Annotated in this window: 27 protein-coding genes; 15 read left to right on the top strand and 12 right to left on the bottom strand. The window is 36.0% G+C overall.

The genetic code is table 11. The annotated features are described in order from the left end of the window. Positions 1 to 233 precede the first annotated feature (233 nt). Positions 234 to 1,409 (top strand): DUF4085 family protein, encoded by a 1,176-nt coding sequence (locus tag ACFTQ7_RS05140; protein WP_386827606.1) that lies wholly within the window; start codon positions 234 to 236, stop codon positions 1,407 to 1,409. 373 nt (positions 1,410 to 1,782) lie between these two features. On the opposite strand, the gene ACFTQ7_RS05135 is transcribed toward ACFTQ7_RS05140, so the two are convergent. From ACFTQ7_RS05135 to ACFTQ7_RS05125, 3 genes are all read right to left on the bottom strand, one after another. Further along, a complete protein-coding gene (locus ACFTQ7_RS05135) occupies positions 1,783 to 4,368 on the bottom strand; it encodes a polynucleotide kinase-phosphatase (protein ID WP_386827605.1) in 2,586 nt (861 codons plus the stop codon). Positions 4,369 to 4,474: 106 nt separating this feature from the next. Then, positions 4,475 to 4,942: a hypothetical protein gene (locus ACFTQ7_RS05130; protein WP_386827604.1), complete on the bottom strand. Its 468-nt coding sequence runs from the start codon at positions 4,940 to 4,942 to the stop codon at positions 4,475 to 4,477. A gap of 87 nt (positions 4,943 to 5,029) precedes the next feature. Beyond that, positions 5,030 to 5,326: a hypothetical protein gene (locus ACFTQ7_RS05125; protein ID WP_386827751.1), complete on the bottom strand. Its 297-nt coding sequence runs from the start codon at positions 5,324 to 5,326 to the stop codon at positions 5,030 to 5,032. A 378-nt stretch (positions 5,327 to 5,704) separates the two neighbouring features. On the opposite strand from ACFTQ7_RS05125, the gene ACFTQ7_RS05120 reads away from it, so the two are divergent. The 3 genes from ACFTQ7_RS05120 (at position 5,705) to ACFTQ7_RS05110 (ending at position 9,608) form a co-directional block, all read left to right on the top strand. Then, positions 5,705 to 6,352: a helix-hairpin-helix domain-containing protein gene (locus tag ACFTQ7_RS05120; protein ID WP_386827603.1), complete on the top strand. Its 648-nt coding sequence runs from the start codon at positions 5,705 to 5,707 to the stop codon at positions 6,350 to 6,352. A 416-nt stretch (positions 6,353 to 6,768) separates the two neighbouring features. Beyond that, positions 6,769 to 7,338, top strand: a complete 570-nt coding sequence (locus tag ACFTQ7_RS05115) for a ComE operon protein 2 (RefSeq protein WP_349660084.1) — start codon at positions 6,769 to 6,771, stop codon at positions 7,336 to 7,338. 140 nt (positions 7,339 to 7,478) lie between these two features. Beyond that, positions 7,479 to 9,608 carry a DNA internalization-related competence protein ComEC/Rec2 gene (locus tag ACFTQ7_RS05110; RefSeq protein WP_386827602.1) on the top strand — a complete coding sequence of 710 codons (2,130 nt, stop codon included), beginning with the start codon at positions 7,479 to 7,481 and terminating at the stop codon, positions 9,606 to 9,608. 51 nt (positions 9,609 to 9,659) lie between these two features. Here the strand turns inward: ACFTQ7_RS05110 and ACFTQ7_RS05105 are convergent, their stop codons facing one another. After that, positions 9,660 to 9,797: a YqzM family protein gene (locus ACFTQ7_RS05105; protein WP_349660086.1), complete on the bottom strand. Its 138-nt coding sequence runs from the start codon at positions 9,795 to 9,797 to the stop codon at positions 9,660 to 9,662. A 164-nt stretch (positions 9,798 to 9,961) separates the two neighbouring features. On the opposite strand from ACFTQ7_RS05105, the gene holA reads away from it, so the two are divergent. Continuing rightward, positions 9,962 to 10,972 (top strand): DNA polymerase III subunit delta, encoded by a 1,011-nt coding sequence (gene holA / locus ACFTQ7_RS05100; RefSeq protein WP_386827601.1) that lies wholly within the window; start codon positions 9,962 to 9,964, stop codon positions 10,970 to 10,972. Positions 10,973 to 11,116: 144 nt separating this feature from the next. Here holA and rpsT read toward each other — a convergent pair whose 3' ends face one another. Further along, positions 11,117 to 11,365, bottom strand: coding sequence for a 30S ribosomal protein S20 (gene rpsT, locus ACFTQ7_RS05095; RefSeq protein ID WP_079562884.1), 249 nt, complete (start codon positions 11,363 to 11,365; stop codon positions 11,117 to 11,119). Between the two features lie 162 nt (positions 11,366 to 11,527). On the opposite strand from rpsT, the gene gpr reads away from it, so the two are divergent. The 4 genes from gpr (at position 11,528) to lepA (ending at position 17,885) form a co-directional block, all read left to right on the top strand. Continuing rightward, the gene (gene gpr / locus ACFTQ7_RS05090) at positions 11,528 to 12,544 is read left to right on the top strand and encodes a GPR endopeptidase (RefSeq protein ID WP_349660088.1); all 1,017 of its coding nucleotides are present in this window, start codon (positions 11,528 to 11,530) and stop codon (positions 12,542 to 12,544) included. Between the two features lie 52 nt (positions 12,545 to 12,596). Further along, complete coding sequence (gene spoIIP / locus ACFTQ7_RS05085; RefSeq protein WP_386827600.1) at positions 12,597 to 13,466, top strand: stage II sporulation protein P; 870 nt, start codon at positions 12,597 to 12,599, stop codon at positions 13,464 to 13,466. A 495-nt stretch (positions 13,467 to 13,961) separates the two neighbouring features. Then, on the top strand, positions 13,962 to 15,857 hold the full coding sequence (locus ACFTQ7_RS05080; RefSeq protein WP_386827599.1) for an acyltransferase family protein: 1,896 nt from the start codon (positions 13,962 to 13,964) through the stop codon (positions 15,855 to 15,857). A gap of 201 nt (positions 15,858 to 16,058) precedes the next feature. Next, positions 16,059 to 17,885, top strand: coding sequence for a translation elongation factor 4 (gene lepA, locus ACFTQ7_RS05075; protein WP_197144966.1), 1,827 nt, complete (start codon positions 16,059 to 16,061; stop codon positions 17,883 to 17,885). Between the two features lie 105 nt (positions 17,886 to 17,990). Here lepA and ACFTQ7_RS05070 read toward each other — a convergent pair whose 3' ends face one another. Further along, positions 17,991 to 18,287, bottom strand: coding sequence for a tyrosine-type recombinase/integrase (locus ACFTQ7_RS05070; protein WP_386827598.1), 297 nt, complete (start codon positions 18,285 to 18,287; stop codon positions 17,991 to 17,993). A 208-nt stretch (positions 18,288 to 18,495) separates the two neighbouring features. Between ACFTQ7_RS05070 and ACFTQ7_RS05065 the strand changes: the two genes are divergently transcribed. From ACFTQ7_RS05065 to ACFTQ7_RS05045, 5 genes are all read left to right on the top strand, one after another. After that, the gene (locus tag ACFTQ7_RS05065; RefSeq protein WP_386827597.1) at positions 18,496 to 18,915 is read left to right on the top strand and encodes a phage holin family protein; all 420 of its coding nucleotides are present in this window, start codon (positions 18,496 to 18,498) and stop codon (positions 18,913 to 18,915) included. Continuing rightward, entirely contained in the window at positions 18,912 to 19,580 is a 669-nt protein-coding gene (locus ACFTQ7_RS05060) for a M15 family metallopeptidase (protein ID WP_386827596.1), read from the top strand. The genes ACFTQ7_RS05065 and ACFTQ7_RS05060 overlap by 4 nt, the downstream gene beginning before the upstream one ends. Before the next feature lie 304 nt (positions 19,581 to 19,884). Continuing rightward, positions 19,885 to 20,244: a BLB8/JUQZ-1 family protein gene (locus ACFTQ7_RS05055; RefSeq protein WP_386827595.1), complete on the top strand. Its 360-nt coding sequence runs from the start codon at positions 19,885 to 19,887 to the stop codon at positions 20,242 to 20,244. 155 nt (positions 20,245 to 20,399) lie between these two features. Continuing rightward, positions 20,400 to 20,621, top strand: a complete 222-nt coding sequence (locus ACFTQ7_RS05050; protein ID WP_386827750.1) for a transcriptional regulator — start codon at positions 20,400 to 20,402, stop codon at positions 20,619 to 20,621. Continuing rightward, a complete protein-coding gene (locus tag ACFTQ7_RS05045) occupies positions 20,618 to 20,980 on the top strand; it encodes a YhjD family protein (protein ID WP_386827594.1) in 363 nt (120 codons plus the stop codon). Before ACFTQ7_RS05050 ends, ACFTQ7_RS05045 begins: the two co-directional genes overlap by 4 nt. Positions 20,981 to 20,999: 19 nt before the next feature. Here ACFTQ7_RS05045 and ACFTQ7_RS05040 read toward each other — a convergent pair whose 3' ends face one another. The 5 genes from ACFTQ7_RS05040 to ACFTQ7_RS05020 all read right to left on the bottom strand — a co-directional run bounded on the left by ACFTQ7_RS05040 (position 21,000) and on the right by ACFTQ7_RS05020 (position 24,786). Further along, a complete protein-coding gene (locus ACFTQ7_RS05040; protein WP_386827593.1) occupies positions 21,000 to 22,043 on the bottom strand; it encodes an Ig-like domain-containing protein in 1,044 nt (347 codons plus the stop codon). A gap of 146 nt (positions 22,044 to 22,189) precedes the next feature. Then, positions 22,190 to 22,471, bottom strand: a complete 282-nt coding sequence (locus tag ACFTQ7_RS05035) for a hypothetical protein (RefSeq protein WP_386827592.1) — start codon at positions 22,469 to 22,471, stop codon at positions 22,190 to 22,192. 194 nt (positions 22,472 to 22,665) lie between these two features. Then, entirely contained in the window at positions 22,666 to 23,130 is a 465-nt protein-coding gene (locus ACFTQ7_RS05030) for a DUF4429 domain-containing protein (RefSeq protein WP_386827591.1), read from the bottom strand. A gap of 276 nt (positions 23,131 to 23,406) precedes the next feature. After that, a complete protein-coding gene (locus ACFTQ7_RS05025) occupies positions 23,407 to 23,853 on the bottom strand; it encodes a hypothetical protein (RefSeq protein ID WP_386827749.1) in 447 nt (148 codons plus the stop codon). A 408-nt stretch (positions 23,854 to 24,261) separates the two neighbouring features. Next, positions 24,262 to 24,786 carry a SpoIIIAH-like family protein gene (locus ACFTQ7_RS05020; protein ID WP_386827590.1) on the bottom strand — a complete coding sequence of 175 codons (525 nt, stop codon included), beginning with the start codon at positions 24,784 to 24,786 and terminating at the stop codon, positions 24,262 to 24,264. A 303-nt stretch (positions 24,787 to 25,089) separates the two neighbouring features. Here ACFTQ7_RS05020 and ACFTQ7_RS05015 point away from each other — a divergent pair, with 303 nt between their 5' ends. Further along, positions 25,090 to 25,593 carry a GNAT family N-acetyltransferase gene (locus ACFTQ7_RS05015; protein ID WP_386827589.1) on the top strand — a complete coding sequence of 168 codons (504 nt, stop codon included), beginning with the start codon at positions 25,090 to 25,092 and terminating at the stop codon, positions 25,591 to 25,593. A gap of 107 nt (positions 25,594 to 25,700) precedes the next feature. Here the strand turns inward: ACFTQ7_RS05015 and ACFTQ7_RS05010 are convergent, their stop codons facing one another. After that, positions 25,701 to 26,126, bottom strand: coding sequence for a GNAT family N-acetyltransferase (locus tag ACFTQ7_RS05010; RefSeq protein ID WP_386827588.1), 426 nt, complete (start codon positions 26,124 to 26,126; stop codon positions 25,701 to 25,703). Positions 26,127 to 26,394: the final 268 nt, after the last annotated feature.

The following is a 26,394-nucleotide window of genomic DNA, read 5'->3' as shown; positions in this document are numbered from 1 at the left end:
GCGTCCGATGAGCCGCTTCGCTTCGCTGCAGGGTCTCGGGCCAACAGATGTCTTTTGCGCGAAAGCGTGAGTGGCAGCAGCAGGAATTGGTCACGAAGGCGTTATCACAGGATGTGATGCTCTTAGCCTTCGTTCCCCTATCGCTGATCCCCAAGGAGTCGCCCAGTCTCCACTCCAATCAACTTGAGCCAAGAGGTTTTTTCTTTTACTACCCAATTAAAGGAGCTGAAATTATGTGGCACTTAACAATGCAAGATAAAAAAGCATATGAAAATGCGATGAGACTATTTATTTACGAATCAGATGAAGAGTGGACAGATTACCTTGCCTATGCAAAGGAAAATGATATTGATCCATATAAGGAAAAGAAGCAAGAGTTAGATGTAATACGCGATAGTTTAATGAACTATTTACCACTGCGATTTCATCCATATATTTTAGATAGAACGTTGAATACACCAGATGTACCTAAACAAGTACGAGAAGATTTTTTAGGATGGAGAAATGAACAGGAGCAGCTATTTGAAAATATTCTCGATGCAGCATATGAGGAAAAGCAGAAAGCGTTAGTTTATATGAAACCGAAGGAGAGAGAGGTCTTTGAACAAAGCCTTCATGATGCAACAATAGTTAGCATTCAACGTAATGCTACTCATGTTGAATTAACATTTGATATGGCAGGGGGCTTTACTGCAAAATCAATCATTTCTCTAACGTTTAACAAAATTTTAAGTGAGGTAGGTCAAGTAGAACCAGAGCAGTTTTATATTTATGATGAGCTCAGAAAAACAGCGAATGGAATGGCACTACGTGTTATTTTTGATTGTCCAGAAGTGGAATGGACGATTGAAGCAGCGGAGTTAGACGCTGAATTTTATTATCGCCCAAAAACATATAGTGATTTTGCTGAAAACGGTAATTTTTCTACATACGTTCAAACATTGCAGCTAGAGCATGGTTTAATCTTTATTACACCACAATTAAAAAAACGAGTAATTGGGATTCAGCAACACGCACCATTTTTAGTTTTAGAAAATAGCAATCTATATGAAAATGATCAAGGCGTTTTTGTAGATACAATATGTGTGGCAGACAAATTAGATGATTGTATTCATTTTTTACATACAGATATATATGAAGACCCGTATGCACATTTTAGTGAGCCAGTACCAATACAGGACTTGGAGGAGGCGGCCCTCGGTACGGATTTAGAGTTAAAGGTTCGCGCATGGAATACAATGTATGCCAATCCAGTACAGCTCGCGGAGAAGATTAATCATATTTTAATGAAGATGAATCCCGCTCAAGAGGATGATATGATGCAAAATGTGTTTATTCGCCATTTTTACAATGAGGGAATCTTAACAATCGAGCTCCAAGCGAAATTTAAAGATATCTTAGCAGAATAACGCTTGTAGAAAGTAATGCTGAAAAGAGGCCGGGACAAAACTGGTCGAAACCTTAAAAAGTGCGAGAAATCAATTTAGAAACGTTGATTTCTCGCGCTTTTTTGATGTGAAAATTTTTATACGCAAATTATTAGTGCGGTCAGATAGTGTTGCATGAAGGTAGATGTCGATATTTTTCGAAAGTTGGTAGATAAATCGATAAAGTTGGTCGATAAACAATCAAAAGTTCTCGATAAATCTCAAAACTGCAGCTCAAAATTTATGACCATAAAAATAAAAGTGACGGATAGAATGTCAGAAAAAGAGTTCTTCACCAAAATGTTTGAGAAAGCAACACATTGTGTTCACCTCCACATGATGAGTGGCGATATTACTAAAGTCTAGGGTCGACAGGGTCACTTTCGAGTGCTAGTGTCCCGAGTACACATTCATGAATACGGGCAGTCGATTCCCCTTTAACAAAACGTTCTATTCCTTCTAGTCCGAGTGCGAATTCACGCAATGCATACTTCATTTTTTTACTTGGATTACGTTCCTTCAGTTTCGTTAAATGTGAAGGCTCTAAATAGTCCATACCATAAATAATTCGTAAATACTCACGACCACGTACTTTAATTGCGGGCTGAATGAGCTTGCCATTATATTTTGTGACAAATATTTCAGGTTTAATAACTATACCTTCATGACCAGCAGCAGTCATTTCCTCCCACCAAGTAATGATCTCCTGTTCAGAAGCTTCATCCGTAATGACTTTAAACTCTGTTTCAATAAATAGTGTTGAATTTTTGGCAAATAGTCGATTCATTTCCATATGCCATATATGCGGTTTATGGAAAAACGTTTCCGAACTATGAGCTAATACATGGAAGGGTGCAATTTGAATAGATGAAGCATCCTGGACATCCCAACAATAATTTTGGTAAACAGTTGAAAATCGTTGTGCATTTTCAAGTAATCCCTTATACTCCTGAAGCCATTCTGAAACATCGGTTTGTACTGTGTCACGTAGTTTCTCCATAAGCTTTGTACGGTCCATTAGTGCTTGCTCAGCGACATGTGCATACTGTTGATCGATTAGTTGTTGCGCTTTTAAGTTCCAAGGTAAAATTTCTGCATCGAGTAGTACGAAATTTGTATTAAACTGTTCGAAATAATTTTTCTTTATTAATTCTGTATGAAGTTGTTGCAAAATTTTTTGTTCCGTCTCTTTATCGAAAAACCGTCTTCCTGCTCTAGTTGTAATTATACCAAGTGTTTCTGTATCAACGTATTCCTTTGCAATAAGCGCATCTTTAAACAGTAAAAGAACAGCGCGACTGCCCATATGTTTTTTCTCGGCAATCATTGTCTGGACACCGTGCTTTTTATAATAAGCAAATGCTTCAGAAGGGTGTTCCAACGTATCTGCTAACGAAGATGTTTGTGGTGTTGGGCTCATCGTTGGTGGAATATAAACTAGCTGTTCTAACGGCAATGCATAATGAGAAACACTGTCGATCGCTGCCTTTGCATGAGCACTGCCTATTTGTACATTGTTAAAGTAGGCAGTTTCCACTGTGAATCCTTCTAAAAATGCCCCGATGTTTGGTGGTGCAAAACGTTGAGCTTTTGCCTCAATTAGAGGATTTCGTTCGATACCGGCATAGTTTTTATACGCCTTCACAAAGTCAATTGTCTTTTCAGGGTAGCGAAAAGCAGTTAGCTGCCCCCCGAAAACAACTCCTTGATCAATATTCAACGTATTATTTTGCTTTAACGGCTGAATTTTAGGATCATGCCCCCAAATAATAAGCTGTGATGTTTGATGCTCTATAAACCAATCATTACGAATAGGTTTTCCAGATTTATCTTGCCCCTGAACATCACCGTAACGACAAAAATCAGAAATTCTTGTCGATTGTTTGTCTATATAACGGTCACGGATACCTGCGTGTGTAACAACAGCTGAAGAAATGCCATTATTCACTAACAAATAGTGAGAGGGAGCAGCAAGTAAACATTTTGCGAGACGAGCTTTTAAGGCATTTGTTTTCTCCGCTCCGTAATCTTCTTCATAAACGTTAAATTCAGCTTCAACAAGCTCATCCCCATGATTTAATGTTACTTTGCGTCCATCTAACCAACGAGCGATTTTCCAGCCATGATTACTGTCAGTCATATAGGCAAGCCCACGATCAATATGGCGATCGAAAAAGTCCATTGTTGCGATTGATTTTGGTCCTCGGCTCATAATATCTCCAACTGAAACAAAGCGTCGACCTTGTGGATGAATATAGTAACCTTCCTCATTTTCTTCGTAGCCTAGCTTACCAAGTAATTCGATAAATTCATCAAAGCAGGCATGAATATCACCAATAATATCAAGCCCAGACTCTACATTTAACAGTAGCGTCGACTTTTGTCTTGATAATGTTAGTCCATCCGTCTCTGTTACAAAATAGGTTTTAGTAAACGACTCTTTTTTAATAAATCGTTTTTCTGATTTTAATAAGCGTGCCTGCTGTTTAATACGTTTACTACCTCTTGGGTCTTTGCGCAATGTATCTCGATGTAACAATTCATCAAGAGGAATGTCCAATACAATTGCACTAACAGGGACATGTAGTTTTTTTCCAAGCGAAATATATTTTTGACGTTCCTCTGATTGTAAATGTGTAGCATCAACAAGAGTACATTTATTTAATGAGCTTCTAGCCTCTATTACGCGTTCCATAACTGCAAAGGCTTGTGCTGAAATAGCGAAATATTCATCATATAATAAATCTGCTTCTTCCTTCGAAAGATGTTGAAAATCGATATAATCCGTATCGGAAACAAGTGTCCGATATGCATCAGAGCTAATAATTTCAGAAGGAGAAAGCATACCTGTATTAACCCATTGTTGTAAAAGAGTAGATTTTCCACTATTGGATGGACCAATTAGCAGAACAATCCCTGCATGTGGAATCTTGATGTTCATACATTCTCCTCCTTTTTCGTATAAATGCACATTTGGGTAGGTTGTCCGTATATTTCATGTTGATGGCCGATGCCAGTAAATGAAAGCGCATATTGTTCATTGCGATTCATCGCATGAACCACTCTTGAAATTGTTGGCGTGTCCATTCAAATCGGTGATCATCATGAAATCGTGCATCGTAATAAAATAGCGAGCCCCATGTAGGTTTTGGGGTTACAAATGCATCCGCTAAGCCTTCAAAACGCTTTATTGCTTTTTTCATTGCAGCTTTACTTGGTTCAACCGCAAGCAACTCATCAATTCCTTTAACATAGGCAAGTAAACTTGAAAGCTTTCCTTCACCAGAACCAAAGTCAACGATTGATGATTTTCGAGGTAGATTTTTAATGGCTTCAACAATTTTTTCGTAGTTTAATGTATTGAGTGACCGCGTTACATTTTGTGATGCTGTGTTACCATCATATAAATGGGAGAAGCGTAGAGCTTTTTTATCTTCATTCAGTAGAAGACTTCCATCTCTGAAGGCGGCGAGATAAATACAGATGTGTTTCCTTTTCAGTGGGTATCCAAACACCTACTGAATTAAGATAATGCCTCCGGCGGATGTCACGGATTTTGAAAGGAAGAAATTGTGCGAGCACAATTCAAAATCCGGACGCAATTATGCCGAGGCATAATTGATTGCAGTACCTAAAGCAGAACGGATAAGGGATAAAAAAATACTACTAGCGGCGAATTCACGGTCATTAATATAATGTGTAATATCAAGTGCATTGTCATTTTGAACAAGAGCGAGTGCATTTGGTGTAACGAATATTGTCACAACAAGGCTTGTTTCAGAAAGCTCGTGATAAACAAGTCGAACTAAATGATCTTTTACACGCCGTTCATATAAATTATTCGGATTTTTTGATAGTAAGTGGGAGATCGCTTTCACATTTTCTCCCTTTGCCTGTATTGTTAGCTACATATTCTTCCTCCATTCAGTACGCAAAGGCATTATGTATCTTTTTTATGTGGCTCATCACCAAAAGTTGTAGATGGCATTTGTTAAAACGTATGCCATATATATTGATTGGTTGAGTGGAGACTGGACCATAGACCCGAGAAAGCGCCCAGCCGGAACGGAAATCAACCACACGTTTCAGTGATGAGCCCTTATTATTCAAAGCATAACATAATTTTACTTCATTATGTCAGTGTCATAATAAGCAAAGATCAATGATGCTTTCGTTTTTGTCTTAATAAATAAATTATCTTTTCAACGCATGAATGATATTGTAAGATGAAATAGACTCCATATGATTACCTTTTGCAAAGGAAAGGATGTTAGTTGATGATCCAATCTTTTTGGCAAAAGTATAAAAAAAGTATGTTGATCCCCGGCATACTTGTTATCAGTGGACTTAGTTACTTCTTTTTTTCGAGTTCTGACTCTTCACCTCCCCAAGAAGAGCTCATCGAAACAATCCAACCTATTGAACAACATGAAATAAAAGAATCTGTTGATGAAGCGGTCAGACAGCAGGTATTTGTTGATATAAAGGGTGCTGTTATGTATCCTGGTGTCTATGAGTTACAGCCCGATAAACGCATTATAGATGCCGTACAGCTTGCAGGTGGCTATACCCAGGATGCTGATACGCAACTCATTAATCATGCGCAAAAAGTGGAGGATGAAATGGTTATTTATATTCCTCAAAAGGGTGAAAAACTGGACGAAATTTCGTCCTCTATTTTGACGATGCCTACTAGCGGAACTTCACAAGGCGACAACGGTTTGAAAGATCAAAAGGTCAATTTAAATAAAGCAGATGAAGCAATGCTTACGACATTATCAGGTATTGGTCCATCAAAGGCGCAAAGCATTATTTCGTACCGTGAGGAAAATGGTGGCTTTAAAACAATTGAAGATTTAAAAAAAGTGAGCGGTATTGGCGACAAAACATTTGAGAAGCTAAAGGATTTTATTACAGTTAAGTAATGGTAGCAGGCGTGTTGATTGATAAAAAACAGGTTTATTATTGAGCGATAAAATGATTTTTTTGTTGCTATTTTGCTAATATATGTCCATTTTTAAATGAATGTAGGGTAGGGCTACTCGACTCCCGCGGGAAAGCGAGACAGACGAGACCCTGCACGGAGCGGATGTTTTCTGTGCGACAGCAACGAAGCGGCTCGACGCTCGCCCGCAGGAAAGCGAGTAGCCCGTAGCGGAAATCAGTGCCTTCTAATTAATTAGAGTGGATAAAAATGGTTAATCAACATACCTGTAATGGCAGTAAGTTTTGAGATATTGACGACTCTTTTCAAAAAGGGCTACACTATAGTAGAAAAGGACTGTTGCAATAAAAGCACAGCGTAAATAATCAATATAAGTAAATTTTCGGAGGTAGTCATATGGAGCGAATTACTTGGGATCAATTTTTCATGGCGCAAAGCCATTTACTCGCATTACGTAGTACATGTACAAGGCTTGCAGTAGGAGCAACTGTCGTTAGAGATAAGCGAATTATTGCAGGTGGCTATAATGGCTCAATTACAGGTGATGAACATTGTATAGAAAATGGTTGCTATGTAGTTGATAACCATTGTGTGCGCACAGTGCATGCTGAAATGAATGCACTACTACAATGTGCTAAATATGGGACGCCTACAAAAGGTGCAGACTTATATGTTACACATTTCCCATGTCTACCATGTACGAAATCTATTATTCAAGCAGGTATTGAACGTGTTTATTACGCTACGGATTATAAAAATAACCCTTATGCACAAGAGTTATTTGAAAAAGCAGGTGTAGAGGTAGTACACGTTCCGTTTGATGAACGTAAAATCGACTTCTTAAGCGACGAAAAATTAGCCTTGTACATAGACATGCTAAATGAACTTCGTGAGAGTGGTATGCCAGCAGAAAAATTGCTTCCATATGAACAGAAGGTGAGTTCATTATTTGGCAAAAAGCTTTAAAGCATAAATGGATTTACGTAGCACTAGCTGTACTTGTTGCTTCAATAGCGGCACACAAGTCAGCTTGGCTACTTGCCGTTCTTCTACTTTTCACATTCTGGCTTAAATGGAAAGGTGAAATACGTTTAATTTCAGCGCTTGTGATTGTCTTTGGATTTCTTTCCTATTTCTTCATCGTTACAATTCAACTGACGGATTCTTCCCCTCTACCGTCAACATTCCCAATAACTTGGTCGAGTGAATATAAAATAAATGGTCAAAAGCTCAGAGGCTTTGTAAAAACTGAAACAGATGAGAAGCTGTATGTCGTCTATACTTTTTCGTCAGAAGAAGAGAAAAGCTTTTATGAAACTATGTCATTGACAGGTAGGACCTATTTAGTTCAAGGAGAACTAATAGCACCCCTTCCACCCGCACATGCGTATGCGTTTTCTATGGAAAAATATTTAATCAGTAAAGGTGCTAGGGGAATATATGAAGTTTCAACCTGGACCTTTATAGAAGAGAAAAAATCCATTCGTTCGTTTCTTTCTAAACAGAGACACTATATGAAAAAACATATTGAAATAACATTCCCGCAGTCGCTAGTTGCAGAAGCACAAGCACTTCTAATAGGATTGCCGGATCAGGTCGACCATGATCTTCAAAGAGCCTATCAAAAACTAGGCATCACACATATATTTGCTATCTCTGGTTTACATGTGGCGTTTGTCTCATGGTTGTTTTTTGAAGGTCTTCTACGTATAGGTGTAAGGAAGGAAATAGCGACCTTAGTGTTACTCATCATCTTACCAATATATGGTGTGATAGCTGGTGGTGCTCCTTCCGTATGGCGTGCAGTATCTGTCGTAGAATTAATCATGTTAATGCGGTACTTTAGGTGGCATGTATTTATTGATGATGCACTAGCCATTAGCTTTATTTGTTTTGTTCTTCTTGAGCCAGGTGTCATTTATCAGATTGGCTTTCAATTGTCATATTTAGCAGCGGTTAGTCTCGTTTATTCAGCTGTCATTTTTAGACGTTTTGCGAACTGGTTAATCCGCTCATTTTTCATTACATTCGTGTGCCAGCTTCTTGTTTATCCATTATTGCTCCATCATTTTTATGAAATTTCTATTTCTTCATTTTTAGCAAATATTATTTTCGTACCACTGTTTTCCTTTGTTATTCTGCCTTTTAATATGACTTTGTTTGTTATAACCATACTATCAAAGCCAGTAGCAAAAGCTTTATTTGATGTGTACGAGCCGCTCCGTATTTGGCTTACGAAGTTTATTTTATATCTTCAGGATTTGCCGTTTCAGCTGTGGTCGCCAGGGAAGCCTGTGATATGGCTTATTTGCGTGGCGTTAATAAGTGTCTTAGCTGGCCTCTATTTTATCGAGATAAAACAGTATGGTAAATTTGCAGTTGTGATCTTCATTCCTGCATTATGTATTCACTTTTTGCCGATGCTGTTTAGCGAAACTAAACTGACATTTTTAAATGTTGGTCAAGGTGATTGTACAGTTATTGAATTACCGTTTAGAAGGGCTGTGTATGTCATTGATTCAGGAGGCTTACTACGCTTTGAGCAGCAGGATATATGGAAGACGTCAGAAAGTCCATATGAGGTCGGGAGACAAGTTGTTGTACCGTTTTTGAAAGGAAAAGGGATACGAAACATTGATATTTTTATCGCCACTCATGCGGATGCCGATCACGTAGAGGGCGCTGAAGAGATTTTGCAAGAGATTAACATGCATGAAATTCACCTCACTCCAGGTTCAATGGACAAGCCAGTAATGCGGGATTTACTGATGGAAGCCAAAAAGAAAAAAGTTCCTGTGAAAGAAAAAATGAAGGGAACAGCGTGGCGCATAGGAAACACTAGTTTTCATTATTTATGGCCTCGTGACACTCTTTATGAGGGCAATGACGATTCGATCGTTTTATATATGCAACAGGGCTTATTTCGAGCATTGTTAACAGGTGACTTAGAGGAGCATGGCGAACAAGAGCTTCTTCATCTATACAACAAGCAGTTAGCGGATATGACATTGTTGAAGGCCGGGCACCACGGTAGTAAAACATCAAGTATTGAGCCTTTTGTAGAGCTGTTACGGCCTGAACTAACTATTTTCAGCGCTGGGCTCAATAATCGCTACCGTCATCCACATAAAGAGATTGTGGAGCGTTTTACAAGTCGACATTTATCTACATTAACAACTGGAATAGATGGGACGATTGAAGTAAGAATTCGTAAAAATAGTTGGTCTGTGCAATAGGAAAAAGACCTTGTCCAATGAGCAAGGTCTTTTTCCTAGACATAAAAATAATTATCTAGATGCTACTTCTACTATAATTGCGATAAGAAACATAAGCGTAAACATCCCAAATGATACACCGAAGCCAACTCCAGAATCGATTGCATCGTTGCGGCGACATTGTATGTTTTTTCCTTCAAATGGATTCATTGTTATCCCTCCAATTCTGATATTTATTATAAGACATCAATTTCATAAAAGCTATAAAGAAACGGAGAATTTGCCATATGGCAAGGAATCGACACAATTCGGTCAAAGTCACAAAGGAATATAAATCATGTATACTAGTAGTATTGCTACATGGAGGGAAAATTATGATTTCAACGGTTTGGAATAATATTAAAAAAGGCCAGCTCTCACCAGTTTATTTACTAGTTGGTGAAGAAAGCTATTTTATAGACGAAACAGTTAAACGGCTAAAAGAAGCGATAGGACCCGAAGAAGAGATTGAAATGTCAACATTTGATTTGGAAGAAATGCCGGTGGATGTCGTTATAGATGAAGCAGATACAATTCCTTTTTTCTCTGAGCGAAAACTTATTATTGCTAAAAATGCATCTTTTTTAAAGGCAACAGAAAAGGGAAAAGAAAAAATTGACCATGATATAAAACGTTTAGAATCATGGCTCGCTAACCCTTCTGATTTTTCAGTAACAGTATTTATCGCGCCATATGAGAAATTGGATGAACGTAAAAAAGTGACAAAGATGATGAAGGAGCATGCGTTATTAGTCCAAGCTGAAACACCAAAGGAGCAGGACTTAGCTGTGTGGATACAAAGTATAGTGAAAGCAGAAGGCAACAGCATAAATCAAAATGCAATTGAGCAGCTTGTCGCAATGGTTGGACCGAATATGCTACAGTTGCAAATGGAAATTGAGAAGTTAACTATTTATGTAGGCGAGGGTGGTGAAATAACTGCCACACTAGTCGAGGATTTAGTAGCAAAAACATTAGAACAGGATGCCTTTAAAATGTTAAATGCTTACTTTGCAAACGATTCTGTTGGAGCATTGTCTATTTATCACGATTTACTGCGTCAAAAGCAAGAGCCTATCATGCTTGTTGGATTGCTTGCATCAAATGTGCGTACGATGTCCAATGTCTTTTATTTATTAAAAAAGGGTTATCATCCACAGCAAATCGCAAAAAATTTAAAAATACATCCTTATCGTGTCAAGTTAATGGTTGAACAGCGTAATCGTCCGTCAGAGGAAAGCTTATTGAAGGCTTTATATCAGTTAGCAGAGGTCGATTTACAATTGAAATCAACAGGAGGCAATCGTGAGCGTTATTTAGAACTCTTCTTACTGCGCCGACTTTAAGGGAATAAAGGTTGTGTATAAAGAAAACAACTATTGATGAGCTGTCCGAAGCAATATGGGCAGCTCTTTTAGGCGTAATTAATTTTTCTTATAAATTAAAAAGATCAGCAACTCTTAATAGAGTATACTGATCTTTTACAACAATTACGCTTTTTTAGCAAGGCGAGACTTTTTACGAGCCGCCGCGTTTTTGTGGATAAGTCCTTTTGAAGCTGCTTTATCTAAAGATTTGTAAGCTGCTTGTAAAAGTTCTTGTGTGTTTTCAGCTTTAGCAGCAACAGCGTTTTCAGCTTTTTTCACTGTAGTACGCATTGCAGATTTAGCTTTTGTGTTAGCCGCGTTAGCTTTTTCGTTAACTTTTACGCGTTTAATCGCAGATTTAATGTTTGGCATATGTTTCACCTCCTAAAATAGGTACGAGATGATATCTTCTCATTAATTTCTTGTGTCAATACAACAAAAATCATTTTAACAAACGCTTGGCCAAATTGCAATAGATAAATGCAAAGAATATTTACTTGACAGTTTGAACAAACTACTGTTGAGGTGAACTGTATGCAAAATTTTAATTGGCAACGTACAGATTTAATCGATGAATCTGAAGAGGTTGTATTACATCAAACGAAAGAACAAAAAGAAACGCTTGAAGAGTCGAGTGGTATTCAAATTGAAGATCGGAATGCTGGTCGGGTAAAAATCACTGATGTAGTTGTGAATGCAGAAGGCGAACAACAAATTGGGAAAAAGAAGGGGCAGTATATTACCCTCTCTGTGCCTACTTTGACGTTGGAAGATCGAGATGGATTTGAGCAGCTTGAGAAAGAATTGCTTGTGAATTTTAAAAAAATGCATGAATCCATGTCATGGAAAGAAGATGACAAAATATTAATTATTGGTCTAGGTAATCGTACAATTACACCTGATGCTATAGGACCATATCTTATTGATCATTTGCATAGTTTAGATGTAATTGATGAAAAATTCGTCATGTATGCGCCTGGTGTAACGGGGCAAACAGGATATGAAACGGGTGAATTTGTAGCGGCGATAGCTGAACGATTAAAGCCAAAATTAATTATTGTTGTAGACGCACTTGCAACAAGAGCTAGTGACCGCTTATGTAAAACAATTCAATTAACGAATACAGGGATACATCCTGGTTCAGGCGTAGGAAATAAGCGTAAGGAAATCTCATATGAGATGCTTGGCATTCCTGTTACTGCAATTGGTATCCCAACAGTAGTTGATGCACCTGTACTAATTGCCGATGCTGTAGAGGTAATGCTACGTTCTATAGCTGCACGAGTGTCAGAGCGGAGTAAACCTTCATCAAAATTATCATTGTCTTCTTGGCAACCAGATATAAATAAAGAACTAGACATGTCTTTAGTACAGCCGATTTTTGGTGAATGGGCAACATGGTCTAAAGAAGAGCGTCAACAATTGTTTGCAGAGACTTTCGCCGGCTCTCATAACCAGCTGATGGTTACTCCAAAAGAAGCCGATTATTGGATAGATAATTATGCAAAACTCGTATCATCTATGCTTATGAATTGGGCAAATAATCTATAATTTTTTCCGTTCTAAAAGGCACATCCTCTCCATACGATAAGGGGAGGAGGGTGTGACTTTGCTAAAAAAACTACAGTGGTCATTTGGTTTATTATTGTTCTTCTTCGTATTACCTGTCATTGCTGGGCAACTTCCGTTCAACAAGCAAGCATCGACTCCGATTAAAGAGCCAGAGGATAAACCAGTCGTGTTTGCCGCTACTAATTCACCTGAACAAAGTTTCCTTGAGGAGACAAAAGAGGAGACAAAAGAGGAAATAAAAGAGGAAACAAAAAAGGAAACAAAAGATCCATTTAAAGTATTGTTAGTATTTACGCATTCAGAGGAAGCATATCAACCAATGGTGCAAGCTGTTAGCGGAAAAGCGGCAGTTTATGATGACAAAACAAATATTTTTAGTTTAAAAGATACTATTTCTAAGCATTTTAGTATGAACGGTATACAAACGGACGTTTTAGATGTTGATGTGATGAAGGAATTAAAACGTCAGAAAAAACTTTTTCCGGCAGCTTACAACGTCGTACGTCCTTATTTAGCAAAACGTTTACAAGAGCAATCCTACGATTTAGTGATTGATTTACATCGAGATTCTGCTAGGAAAAATGCGACAACGATAACTCATAATAATGAATCATATGCACGGATTGCAATTGTCATTGGTGCTGAGCATAAAAATTATAGATGGAATACTGCGTATGCAGAAAGTTTATCAGCTACAATGAATGAAATTGTGCCGAAAATTTCTAGAGGTGTTATATCAAAAAGTGGTGACACTGTGGATGGACGTTATAATCAAGATTTAACAAAAGAAATGGTCTTAATTGAAATAGGTGGAATTGACAATACAGAAGAGGAATTGAATCGTACAATTGCTGTAATAGGAAAAGCAATAGCAAAATCTTTCGTTACAGAAAAACAATAGTATTAGAGATTATCATAATAGTCTCTCTTTTGGCCAATTAGGCGTTGCATTTAATATTTTTTTAAAAGAATAAATGATGCAAAAATGCTAGAAATTTTTTTAGAAAAAATTGTAGTTAAGCCTTTTAATTATTCGTTTCTTGCCTTATAATTTTCGAGTCAGCACATAAGATTTGACTTTGAATTGTAAAAGTTTTGAGGCATATGCAATAGGCGAAATACGCTTTTGAAGCATCTACCATTTTTGGAGATGCTTTTTTGATGGGTAAAATGAACCTTTATTCCAAAAAGGATAAAGGGTAACTATACATATGAGAAGAATTTCGTGTTGTTTATGTGATAAAATGTAAACTTTTATAAATACTCATCCGTCAATTATATAAGTGAATGCACTGATTCAATCGTTAAAAGGGGACGATGTAACTTAAAACAAACGTTTACACTATAAAAATGTCGCAAAGGTTTATGGATTATCGGAAGAAGAGGACGGAATATTATGTCAGGCAAGGCAGTCAATCATCGTTATATCCCTGGGTTAGACGGGATTCGAGCTTTAGCAGTACTAGCTGTGATAGCTTATCATTTTAACTTCAGATGGGCCAGTGGTGGGTTCCTAGGAGTTGATATCTTTTTTGTTTTATCGGGTTACTTAATTACTTCTACTGTTTTACCCTTAAAAGGCAATCAGTTAACGGTAGGATTGGGGGCATTTTGGATTGGGCGATTTCGACGCCTACTACCTGCTGCATACGTAATGATTATTACTTCATTCGCGTGGGCTACCTTATTTCATAAGGAACTTCTAGATACATTGCGTGGAGATGCAATATCCTCTATTTTTTATTCAAGTAATTGGTGGTTCATTTTTCATAAACTCTCTTATTTTGATAGTTTTGGAACCCCTTCTCCTATAAAAAATTTATGGTCTTTAGCCATTGAGGAACAATTTTATTTGATTTGGCCAATTGTGTTAATGCTAGGACTTTTTCTTGTTAAAAAGCAGGCTAAATTAGCCATTTATATCTTTATCGCTGCAATATGCTCAGCTATTTTAATGGGCGTAATGTATGAACCAGGAGCGGATCCAAGTCGAGTATATTACGGGACAGATACGCGATCTTTTGAATTACTTATAGGCTGCTGGCTAGCGCTCGTATGGCCGATGAAAAGACTATCTTCTCAAAAATTATCTACTGACCATGTCAATAAACTAAATGCAATAAGTTTGGTTGCTTTTAGTATTTTTATTTTAAGTATTATTTTTGTAGATGAATATCAAACTTACTTATATAGAGGAGGTATGTTCCTTTTCTGTTTGAATGCAGCTATATTAATAGCATGTGTTTGTCATCCAATTAGCATTTTAGGAAAAATACTTTCGTTGAAGCCTCTGCGTTGGATAGGTTCAAGATCGTATGGAATTTATCTATGGCATTATCCGATTATGGTATTGGGTACGCCAGTCCATGAAATAGGTAATCCTGCGTACTGGCGAGTTGCATTACAATTAGTTCTTATTTTAATGATTGCTGAATTATCGTATCGATTTATCGAAATGCCAATACGGAAGGAAGGATTCCGTGCCTACTATCGACAGCACCTTGTCATTAATAAAAATAAGTGGAGTAGCCTAACAATTGCTAGAAAAATTTCAACGATGCTCGTTCCACTATTCTTGTTAGTATTTTTTACTGGGATGACAGGTGTAGTAGGTGAAGAAAAAACGGAGTCAAAAGAGTCTCAACCAACAGAAATTAAAATCGATGGCGGAGAACAACCGTCTAAGCAGAATGATGCAGTAGCGGAAAAAGAAGCACCAGAAAACGACTCAGGAAATGTTGAGAATGAAAAAGCTGAAGCTAGCCCTCCTGACAAAGAAGAACCTAAGCAAGGAGAAAATGATACAACTGCTAACCCTGAAAGTGAATCCTATAATGGAATATTAGCTATTGGAGATTCTTTAATGATAGATATCGCTTCAAGTTTACATAATATCTATCCAAACATTACAATTGATGCAAAAATTGGCCGCCAAGTTTCACAAGCAATCCAATTGGCACCTAATTATGCTAGTTTTAATCAGCCAAATAAAGCTGTTATTATTCAACTTGGCACAAATGGTTTCTTTACGAATGATCAGATTGATGCACTACTTGAAGCTTTCGCCAATGCCGATATTTACTTAGTGAATACACGGGTACCTCGTGCTTGGGAAGGTAAAGTGAATTATTCATTACAACAAAAAGCTCAAGAGCACGATAATATTACATTGATTGATTGGCATTCGACTGCTATCAATCATCCGGAATTTTTTGCTCCAGATGGCGTACATTTAGAACAAAAAGGTATTAATACGTTAACGAGCCTAATTCAACAATCAGTCAATATATAATTGTTCAATATTAAAATAGCTAGCAGGCACCATGTTATAGGTGTAGCTGGCTATTTTTTTGTTAAGAGTATAGGAAAACTAGAGGAAAACATACATTATTCAGCATAACGATTGACTTAACAGCATTTATGCCGTTCTATTGTTGTGGTTTGTATAAGGTTCATAGTATAATTCATTATAGTTTAATTAGGAGTGGAAAAGATGAACCGAGAAGCACGTTTAAAAAGACAAGAGAATATTCGAAATTTCTCTATTATTGCACATATTGACCACGGGAAATCAACGCTTGCTGACCGTATTTTAGAGCAAACGAAATCATTAACATCTCGTGAAATGAAGGCACAGCTCCTTGACTCAATGGATTTAGAACGTGAGCGAGGCATTACGATTAAATTAAATGCGGTACAATTAAAGTACGAAGCAAAAGATGGCGAAGTGTATACATTCCATTTAATCGACACACCAGGGCACGTCGATTTCACTTATGAAGTATCACGTAGTTTAGCTGCTTGTGAAGGTGCTATTTTAGTTGTAGACGCAGCACAAGGTATTGAAGCACAAACACTAGCAAATGTTTATTTAGCTCTTGATAATGACCTAGAAATTTTACCAGTTATCAATAAAATCGATTTACCAGCTGCAGACCCAGAACGCGTTCGTCAAGAAGTTGAGGACGTAATCGGGTTAGATGCTTCAGAAGCGGTTTTAGCTTCTGCTAAAGCTGGTATCGGAATTGAAGATATTTTAGAACAAATTGTAGAGAAAGTGCCTGCACCAACTGGTGATCCAGAAGCACCTTTACAAGCCCTTATTTTTGACTCTGTTTATGATGCTTATAAAGGTGTTATTATTTCCATTCGAATCATGAATGGTACAGTAAAACCTGGCGATAAAATTAAAATGATGGCTACTGGAGCAGAATTTGAAGTTATCGAAGTTGGTGTACACACACCGAAAGTTGTACCACAGTCTGAATTAACAGTTGGTGACGTAGGCTATTTAACAGCCTCCATTAAAAATGTAGGCGATACTCGTGTCGGTGATACAGTTACATTTGCTAATCGCCCAGCAGCTGAGCCATTAGCAGGTTATCGTCGTTTAAATCCAATGGTATACTGCGGATTATATCCAATCGATACAGCGAGATATAATGACTTACGTGAAGCGTTAGAAAAGTTAGAGCTTAATGACTCTGCACTTCAATATGAGCCAGAGACATCACAAGCACTAGGATTTGGTTTCCGCTGTGGCTTCTTAGGGCTTTTACACATGGAAATCATTCAAGAGCGTATTGAGCGTGAGTTTAACATTGATCTAATCACAACAGCGCCTTCTGTAATTTACAATGTTCACATGACAGATGGATCTACAGTTAAGGTTGACAACCCGTCATTTATGCCAGATCCTCAAAAAATTGATCGAGTGGAAGAACCATATGTAAAAGCGACAATTATGGTACCAAACGATTATGTAGGAGCTGTTATGGAGCTTTGTCAATTAAAACGCGGTAACTTCATGACAATGGATTATATCGATACTACACGTGTCAGCATTATTTATGAAATGCCGTTATCAGAAATCGTTTATGATTTCTTTGATTATTTAAAATCAAATACGAAGGGCTATGCGTCATTTGACTATGAACTCATTGGTTATCAGACTTCAAAACTAGTGAAGATGGATATCTTATTAAATGGCGAGCAAGTCGATGCACTAAGCTTTATCGTGCACCGTGACTTTGCGTACGAGCGAGGTAAAGTCATCGTTGAAAAATTAAAAGAATTAATCCCACGCCAACAATTTGAAGTACCAATTCAAGCAGCTGTTGGACAAAAAATTGTTGCTCGTTCAACAATTAAAGCTATGCGTAAAAACGTTTTAGCAAAATGTTACGGTGGGGATATTTCTCGTAAACGTAAACTTCTTGATAAACAAAAAGAAGGTAAAAAACGTATGAAACAAGTAGGTTCAGTCGAAGTACCACAAGAAGCATTCATGGCTGTTCTGAAGATGGATGATTCGAAGTAATATAGTAATGATAAGAGTTTGTGACGTGTTAAGGTGATTAATATAAGGGTTAAATGGTGGGGTTCCCCACCAATTCCCCACCATAAAAAAATATGTTAGCAATTCTTATATATCTTGAGCGAATGAATCAAAGATGTTTGCAGCATCTCTGGCCATTTTCTCACTGAGGTGGACATAGCGATCTTCTGTGACGGCAGCTCTGCTATGTCCCAATCTTTTTTGTACTGTTTTAACAGGTGTACCATTCTCTATTAGAGTTGTTGCATGTGTGTGACGTAATGAATGATAGTTAAAACTGATATTTAAATTTTCACTAATTTTTCTAGTATTATATTTGATGACACTTGGCGTACAATGTTCGCCATTTTCTTTTTTACATACATAATCATGTTCTGGATCCATTTTATAAAATTCACCGCAACAAGAAAACGATTTAAATAAAGCATATGACGATGCATACTCTAAACGTCAAATGTCATTAATGTCTTTTGCTGGATTGTTCGATGAATTTAAAGTTGAGATCAATAAAACAGGTTAAAACGATGGGGATTCTATGCCTTCCACAGATAATTGTGGAGGGCTTTTATTATGCAGAAAAGGAAGGTGTCAGATGAAAACAGACACATTATATAAATCATTAATTGGCGGTGCAATGGCATGGCTAGGATACCTTATTGGAGGTATTGACCACTTAATAAAAGCGCTAGCTATATTTATGGTTATCGATTACACATTAGGATTTATGGTTAGTTTAGTCTTCAAAAAAACTGAGAGTGAAAAGATGTTTAAGGGCTTAATCAAAAAGACAGCAATGGTATTGATGGTCATTGCAGCAGTACAGCTCGATTCAGCAACTGAGAGTGGTAATTTTATGCGTAATGCAATGATCCTGTTTTTAATCGGGATGGAAGGTATAAGTATGATTGAAAAAAATCTAGGGAAGTTAGGCATTATAGTACCTAAATTCTTAGCAAATGCTTTTACACAATTACAAATGGATAACGATGATAAGAAGGGTGATAAACAATGACTAGCGTAACTACAGCATGCAGAGACATTATGGAGCTATTACCAGCCTCACAATTAGCTTGTAAGCTATTGTTTCAAGAATGCTACAAAGCAGGTATCACTAATATCTTCATCACCGAAACACATCGCTCACAAGAACGGCAAAATTACTTATATTCACAAGGACGTACAAGACCAGGACAAATTGTTACTAGGACATTAAATAGCAATCATAAATCACGACTGGCATGGGACGTTGCTGTTGGCCCTCCACAATCTTTATATGATGTAGCAACACTTAGTCAAATAGGAGCCATTGCACGTAAGCTAGGCATTACATGGGGCGGTGATTGGGTAGGGAGCATTGACCGACCTCATTTTGAAGTTAAATCAAATTGGGTTATCCCTAAAGGTTATAAGCTTGAAGGACAAGTAATAGTTCCAACTAGTAGCGCAATAAAAGTTCAATTAATTGTGGAAGACAATAAGCCGAAAGAAACCGAAAAGGAGGATGATAAAATGCAATTTACAAACAAGACAACTAAAGCTGCAGTACGTGACCACATTAAACAAGCTGTAGATAAAGGTTTAATTGATAAGTCGTGGTTAGATAAATTTGATAATGGAACTATGACAAATGGTGATTATGAAGGTTTGAAACTCATCATTGTACAGCGTAGTAACTAAAAATTACTAAGACCAGCAAAGCTAATTTAGCCGAGCTGGTCTTTTATTATTGAACTCATAATATTAAAATTGATTGTTTAGTGAAAAAAATATATAAATATTTGAATGAAACTAAAAATATCAAGTACTTAAGTGAATAGTATACAAAAAAACATTACTTTTCTATTAAAAAATATTGAAAACACTAAATATTGGTAAAAAATAATTAATTGATTTCTATTTTAAGGAATATTAGAATAATAATAACTTTAGGGTAATATTATGCTATAGCAAATAAATATTTACATAGAAAAGGATGGAAAACATGAAAAAATTTAAAAAAATAGTTCTTAGTTCTGTATTAGCGTTATCTGCATTAGGGGTAGTTTCAGTTTCGGAAACAGAACAAGCATCTGCGGCAGTAGATAATTATTGGCCGGATAAATGTAAGAAAGACGACCTGTGCATGGGTGTCTTCCCTATGTCTATGAGAGTAGGAACAGAAAATGGATGGGCTCATACTAAGGTAGAGATAGTATCAGGTGCAGCTTCAGGTGTAGCTACTGTAACTTCTGATGGTAAAAAAGTTAAAGCATTGAAACCTGGGGAAGCAGTTGTTAAAATGTACGATAGAACTGGTGTCGAAACTGGCAAATATTCTATGTATATACTGACAATTAAATAAGTTATATAAAATTTTTAATTAAAGAACCAGACGCTCATAAAAAATGTGAGTACCTGGTTCTTTTTTTATTTCCAAAAACTTTTCCTTGCCAAAAGGCAAACAACTGTTCTAATATATTTACGAACAAACGTTCTTATTTGGAGGAGTTCTGAATGATGAAAGAACAACTGATTACAGCAATGCAGCGTAACCAATTTTTAAATATGATGTACATGGCTAAAGACGGTAAAGTGTCAAAAAGGCGTATCAAAGTTCTTAAGATTGTCGGTGATTCGTTTCAGGCATATTGTTTTACGAGGCAAGCAAAGCGTACATTTATGATTGATAGTGTGTTAGCAGTCGTTCCAATCATTCATAAGGAGCAAGAGGTTGTATGATAAGTTTTGAACAAAGGCGACTATTTCATAAATTTTTAATTCTAGAAATGGCTATGCAGTCATTGCAACGTGATTTCTCAGTAATTGAAAATTTGAAAATGAGTAAAGTTTATTTACCAATCCTTGAAAGGTTACTAAAAGACATAACCCAAGAATATTACGATTCAAAAAGGTTGCTGGCAAAAGAAAAAATAAGATTAGTAAAGCTAGAAAAGATAGACGAACATTTTACAGATGTTCATGTAGCTACAGCAGGAAATGATGTAGTTCTTCGATATGCTAATATGGCACTAAAAACGAAGGTTGAAAATTTATTATTGAGTCACCAAAATAAAGAACCAGGCGCTCATTGCAATTGAGTACCTGGTCTTTTTACGTTTAATATTCTCTTATTTCAAATGAAGCAATTTTATCATGTACGATATATTCTGTTACATTTTTATAAGGTGAAATTGTTTTTGAAAATTTGAATGTCGAAGTACCTTGTGCACTTTCAAACCAATTTAAGTAATTGTTTAAAACGGTATTTGTAACATCATATTCTTTTGTTACGCCGTTCACCAATGTGATACTTAGAATAGCATTCGATGATTCATTGTTTAATTTTTTAACGATAATTGTAGCAGTCGCAACTAGTTCAGTGTTTTCGACCTTGGCAGTAATAATTGCTTCACCTTCACGAATGGCAGTTACATTACCATTTTGATCTACAGTTGCAATTGATTCATCACTAGATGACCAAATTACTTTTGCTGTATCAGGTATAACCGTTGCTATTAACTTATCTTGACTAGCTTCTAGAAGTTCTAATACATTTTTATTTAATGAGATTGATTCAGGTTTTGGTGATGTTGAAATTTTTTCCATCATTTGTAGTTCTGATATTGCTGTATTTACGGCATGATATGTGCTATTAGTAAGTGTAATGTTAACCCTGTACTTGTTATAATAACTAGAATTTTCAAAAGTGAAGCTTTGTTTTGGATTCTTTCTCCAATCGTCTACTGTAACGTTGCTATGAGAATCTAATACTATCCAATTTGAACCGTCCCACGCCTCAAATGTCCATGTATTTGGAAAAAGTTCTGGCCAACTTCCTTGATTATTCATTACATATTTACTAATTGCTTTTGGACTTGAGAATTCATAGGCTAACCACCCAGTTTTTTCGGGCGTTCCCCAAGCATAGTTCGCATTGCCACTATTATAATATTCTATACCATCAAATGCTTTCCAACTAGGTGTTTCAACATGGTTACTTGAAGATGATGCTTTACCAAACTCTGATTCATCCGATGACATTTTAGGTATTAAATTTTCTGAATACCCATCTTCAGCTTGGGCATCTTCAACGCTAAAACTTACTATTGCTAAAAGAATTAATGTTAGATAAATAAAACTTTTCTTAAATAAATTAATCACTTATGTATCCTCCCTTTTCAAATCAAACTTGTAACATCTATTTTTATGTAACCTCCTTAAATAACAACTTTAACCATTTGTAATCTCATTTACCATGATAAAAATCGTTTATTTTTGACAATAAAAAAGCCACTCATTTGAGCGACTTAGTTTAGTTTAGCTTGCAATATTGCAGAATCATTTTCAATACTACTGTGGTATGTGTACATAAAAGGACTATGACTATGTGATTTAGTGTGATCAACTAATTTCCCATCACCTGTAAATCCAAGTTTCTCCAGAATAGCTGATTGTTGCTGAATACTTAACGTATTATCTACACTTTGTAATAATGCTTCGAATGCAATTTTTACTTCTTTATTTTGTGTTGCAAGAGCATTCGATGAGACAGCAGCACTAATTTTTTCAATGTGATTTTCTTTATTCATATCTATATCTCTTGCCATTTCATGAGTTAAATGGACATAGCTGTCTTCAGTAGTTTCTGATCTGCTGTGTCCTAATTTTTTTGGACAGTTTTTAAGGGTTGTCCACTTTCAATCAACATTGTAGCGTGCGTATGACATAATGAATGCTAGTTTTGATTTAAATTCCTAATAAAAAAGCCACTCATTTGAGTGACCTAGATCCCTAACAATTGCTTTTTCTTCGTGTCAAATTCTTCTTGTGTTAATATACCTGCATCTAATAGCTCTTTCATTTTAATAATTTCATCAGAAGCACTTAAAGCTGAAGTTTGAGCAGGAGATGAATTAGCATGACGTTTCAATTCAATCAAATCTACCATTTCGCGTGCTTGTTTTAATTCTTTTTTTATAAACGTAATTGAATTTTCGTCTTTTACAGCTGCCATTGTTCCGCCTTTTGTTTCACTAGACCCTGAATAAGCAAATTGAATATATCCAGTAGTAAGTCCAGGCTCTTTGAATTGAATAGCGGTTATAGATTTAATAGGTATAGATTTCTCACCTTTTGAACCACCTTTGTTAATGAAGTTTGAAAAACCTTTTGGCTTAATTTTTACATTGTAATCATCTACTGTTACTATAAATTTACCATTGGATTTAAACTCAAATATTTGTGTCATAACCAAACTTCCTCCCTTGAAATATATGCCTTTGTAATAAATTATATCAAATCATCCAAAATGTGTCAGTATTAAAAACAGACAACTAATTAGTAATCGAAAAAATTCTTTGTTCGTTTTGATTGCTATTAAGCCAATAAACAACTATTGACCAGGCGCTCATACAAAGTGAGTGCTTGGCCAATAGTTGTTATCATCAGACGGCATAATTTTTTGGGGGCGATGTCTGTTCATCTTTTTTTCTAGTAGCATGTCTTTAGGTAAGGGATGTTGTTTTTAAACAATATTAATTCCTGCACTCGCATTACCAATAATAATGTCAACTGCAATTTCTCCTGGTACCGATGAAATATAAAATACCATTAATAAACGATCACCTGCGGTTACTGGTACTGGTGGTATAGTAGCCGATGCAAATACTAAAAGGCCTACGGGTATAGGTGTTGTAATAGATGGAACTAAATCAACGCTAGCACTTGTACCAGTAAAAGTATTACTACCTACAGGTGCATGAAAAATTTGAGCACGGATTGTCAAAGCTCCTGATTCAACCTGCCCTGAGAGTGCATTATATGAGGCTGAAATAGCAGTTATCTTCCCGTCACGTGGGACGGTGAAGGCTTCACTAAAAAATGCAGTTAAATTAATCGTATTATTTGCAAGAGGTACAAGGTCTACAGCAGAACCAAACCCTATGAGACTAGCAAGTCTATTGCCAAGTATATTTTCAACGACTGTTTGTCTTCCAGAGGAGAAGGGAATTATTGAACCACCTTGATTTTATCCACCATTCCCATTTTTTGAATTGATACAATTGATATTTGTGGCCACAAATGGTCCTAGGTTATTACAGTCTTTTCTTACTGATGAACTATTACAATTATTTTTGCACACAAATTTCCCTCCTTTCATCGTTAGGATATGTGGGAGAAGGGAAGTGAGAAGGGCTATAAACTTGATAAATATTATTTCTTTGTTTTTAAACGATGAAAAAAGCCACTCATTTTGAGCGACTTAATGCTGTGATTTCTACTGGGTGAAGGGTGTATGCTATCGAAAAGATCATCTACATGTCGTAAATGCTACTCAGAAACGTTTGTTTATATATTGAAAACTATTTTTCTCTAGTCTTTAATAATTATTAGCACCGAATTTAACTTGCACATTAGCATCCCCGCATGCTTTTATTACCAGATAGATAATTTCGTTTGCGGAATATTTCGATAGTTCCTTTGCCATCACTGTTACATAAACTACTTTGCCTTCTATTTTTACTAAAGCATCGGGATAGCCTAGTAACTTAATTTGCATCTCAAGCATTGTTTCTGTAGATTCTTCTTTATTGAGAGTATCAATTTCAATAGCTGCCTTATTTTTTTCTTCAGCAAAATACCCATCTGATGTAATTTTTTGAGTTAATTTTTGGCGAAGTTGATTTCGTTCATTACTAACTTGTAGGCGCGTTTCTTCAAATAAAGAGCTTGGAGAGGAAACTTCCTTTGTCACATTCTGTAAAGTTTCTTTTTGATCTGTATCTTCTGTGAATGTAATCTCCTCTTTTGATTGTTTTGGTGAATCTATCAAAGAATAGACTGAAATAACCGCTACTAGAGTTAATAAAATAAGTAACCAAGACGATTTATTTTGTATGTGCATGCACTGTCGTCCCTCCATCAATAAATATGGTGAAATACCATTAAGCATCTTTTCAAAGTCTGTTTAATGAGAAATTTATGTAGCAGTATCGTTTATTATTTTAATGGCAAGAAATACGTAATTAATGAGCCCTCAATTGAATGAGAGTTAATAGAGCATCGTCTTATTTACCTTAAATATATTCCTAAGAAACTTAATTCTTACATAAACCTTGAAAATAAATTAAGTCCACAAATTTGCACAAGTCTGTTATGGATTGTTATAAACTTAGAATAAGAAAAACGATTTAAGGAGGGCATTATTTTGATAATTATGGAAACAGAAAGATTAGAATTACGAGAATTTAATGATGAGGATATTTCTGTCCTTTACACAATTTTTTCAGATGCTGAAACAATGAAATATTATCCTGCACCATTTAATTTAGAACAAACTAAAAATTGGATTGAGAAAAATAAACAAAGATATCGAGAAGATGGTTATGGTTTATGGGCTGTCTGTTTAAAAGAGTCGAATGAATTAATAGGAGATTGTGGCCTCGTTAAACAAATAGTTGATGGAAAAAATGAAGTTGAGGTGGGCTACCATATTCATAAAAAATATTGGTCTAAAGGATATGCAACTGAAGCAGCTAAATGTTGTGTGGAATATGGATTTGTACATTTGGGACAAGAAAAATTAATAAGTATTATTGACCCCAAAAATGGACCTTCTATTCGTGTGGCTGAAAAAAATGGTTTAATAAAGGAAAAGGAATCGTTTATTTTTAATAAAACTCACGATATATATTCATTAATTAAGTTGTAATTGTAAAACATAATGAAGACTAAATGATTACAACTACAACTTTTTGATACTTTATATAGAGGATTATTTATTATTTTAGTTAGATAGGAAGTTCCTTTAGGAGATTTTTATGAAAGATCCTTTTTTAAATAGTAGTGCTTATAATCCCGTCCAACATTGTCCAATGTACCGTAAACTTGATATCCGTGATTTTCATAAAAATCTAAAGCCTGAAAACTTAAAGTATCGACCTTTATGAAATCACAGTTGTTATTCAAAGCTATTTGTTCGATTTCTACTAATAATTTAGAGCCATAACCTAATCCGCGAATTTCCTCATCGATCATAAGTGTATGTATCTCTAACCAATTCCAACAAATTTCTCCCAATATGCCACCACGGACTAGGTCATTTTCATCTGTAAGGAAGAGGTTGATTTCTTGATATCGGCCTCTTAAATCTTTTGGAAAGTGTTTTAAATTGTATTCGTAAAGCTTTTTATTAATTAAAGATCTTTTATGTTCATTTTGCTCCTGTAAGATTTTATATTGCATAAATTTTTCCTCCTCTTTTATAATGGGAAATTTCGCTTCCAAATTATATGGTGACTATTCTCATTCTAATAATGCTCCGTTTCTGATTGTTCACATTTAAGGTAAATTTTAGATAATAGTAAAAAAGAAAAGAAATTACTATCCGTTATCTACCTTCGATATAATAAAATAGGGTCATCATAAAAAGTTTGGGATGGCATTCGTTAAATGTCTGTCACGTTATAAGTTTGGTTTGGTGATGAACTATACAATAGCAGGATTAATTTTT

The sequence above is a fragment of the Lysinibacillus sp. NPDC056959 genome, assembly GCF_042674095.1.
Taxonomy (GTDB): domain Bacteria; phylum Bacillota; class Bacilli; order Bacillales_A; family Planococcaceae; genus Lysinibacillus; species Lysinibacillus zambalensis.
Note: the sequence above shows the minus strand (reverse complement) of the source record. Positions and strands in the feature narration are given on the sequence as shown.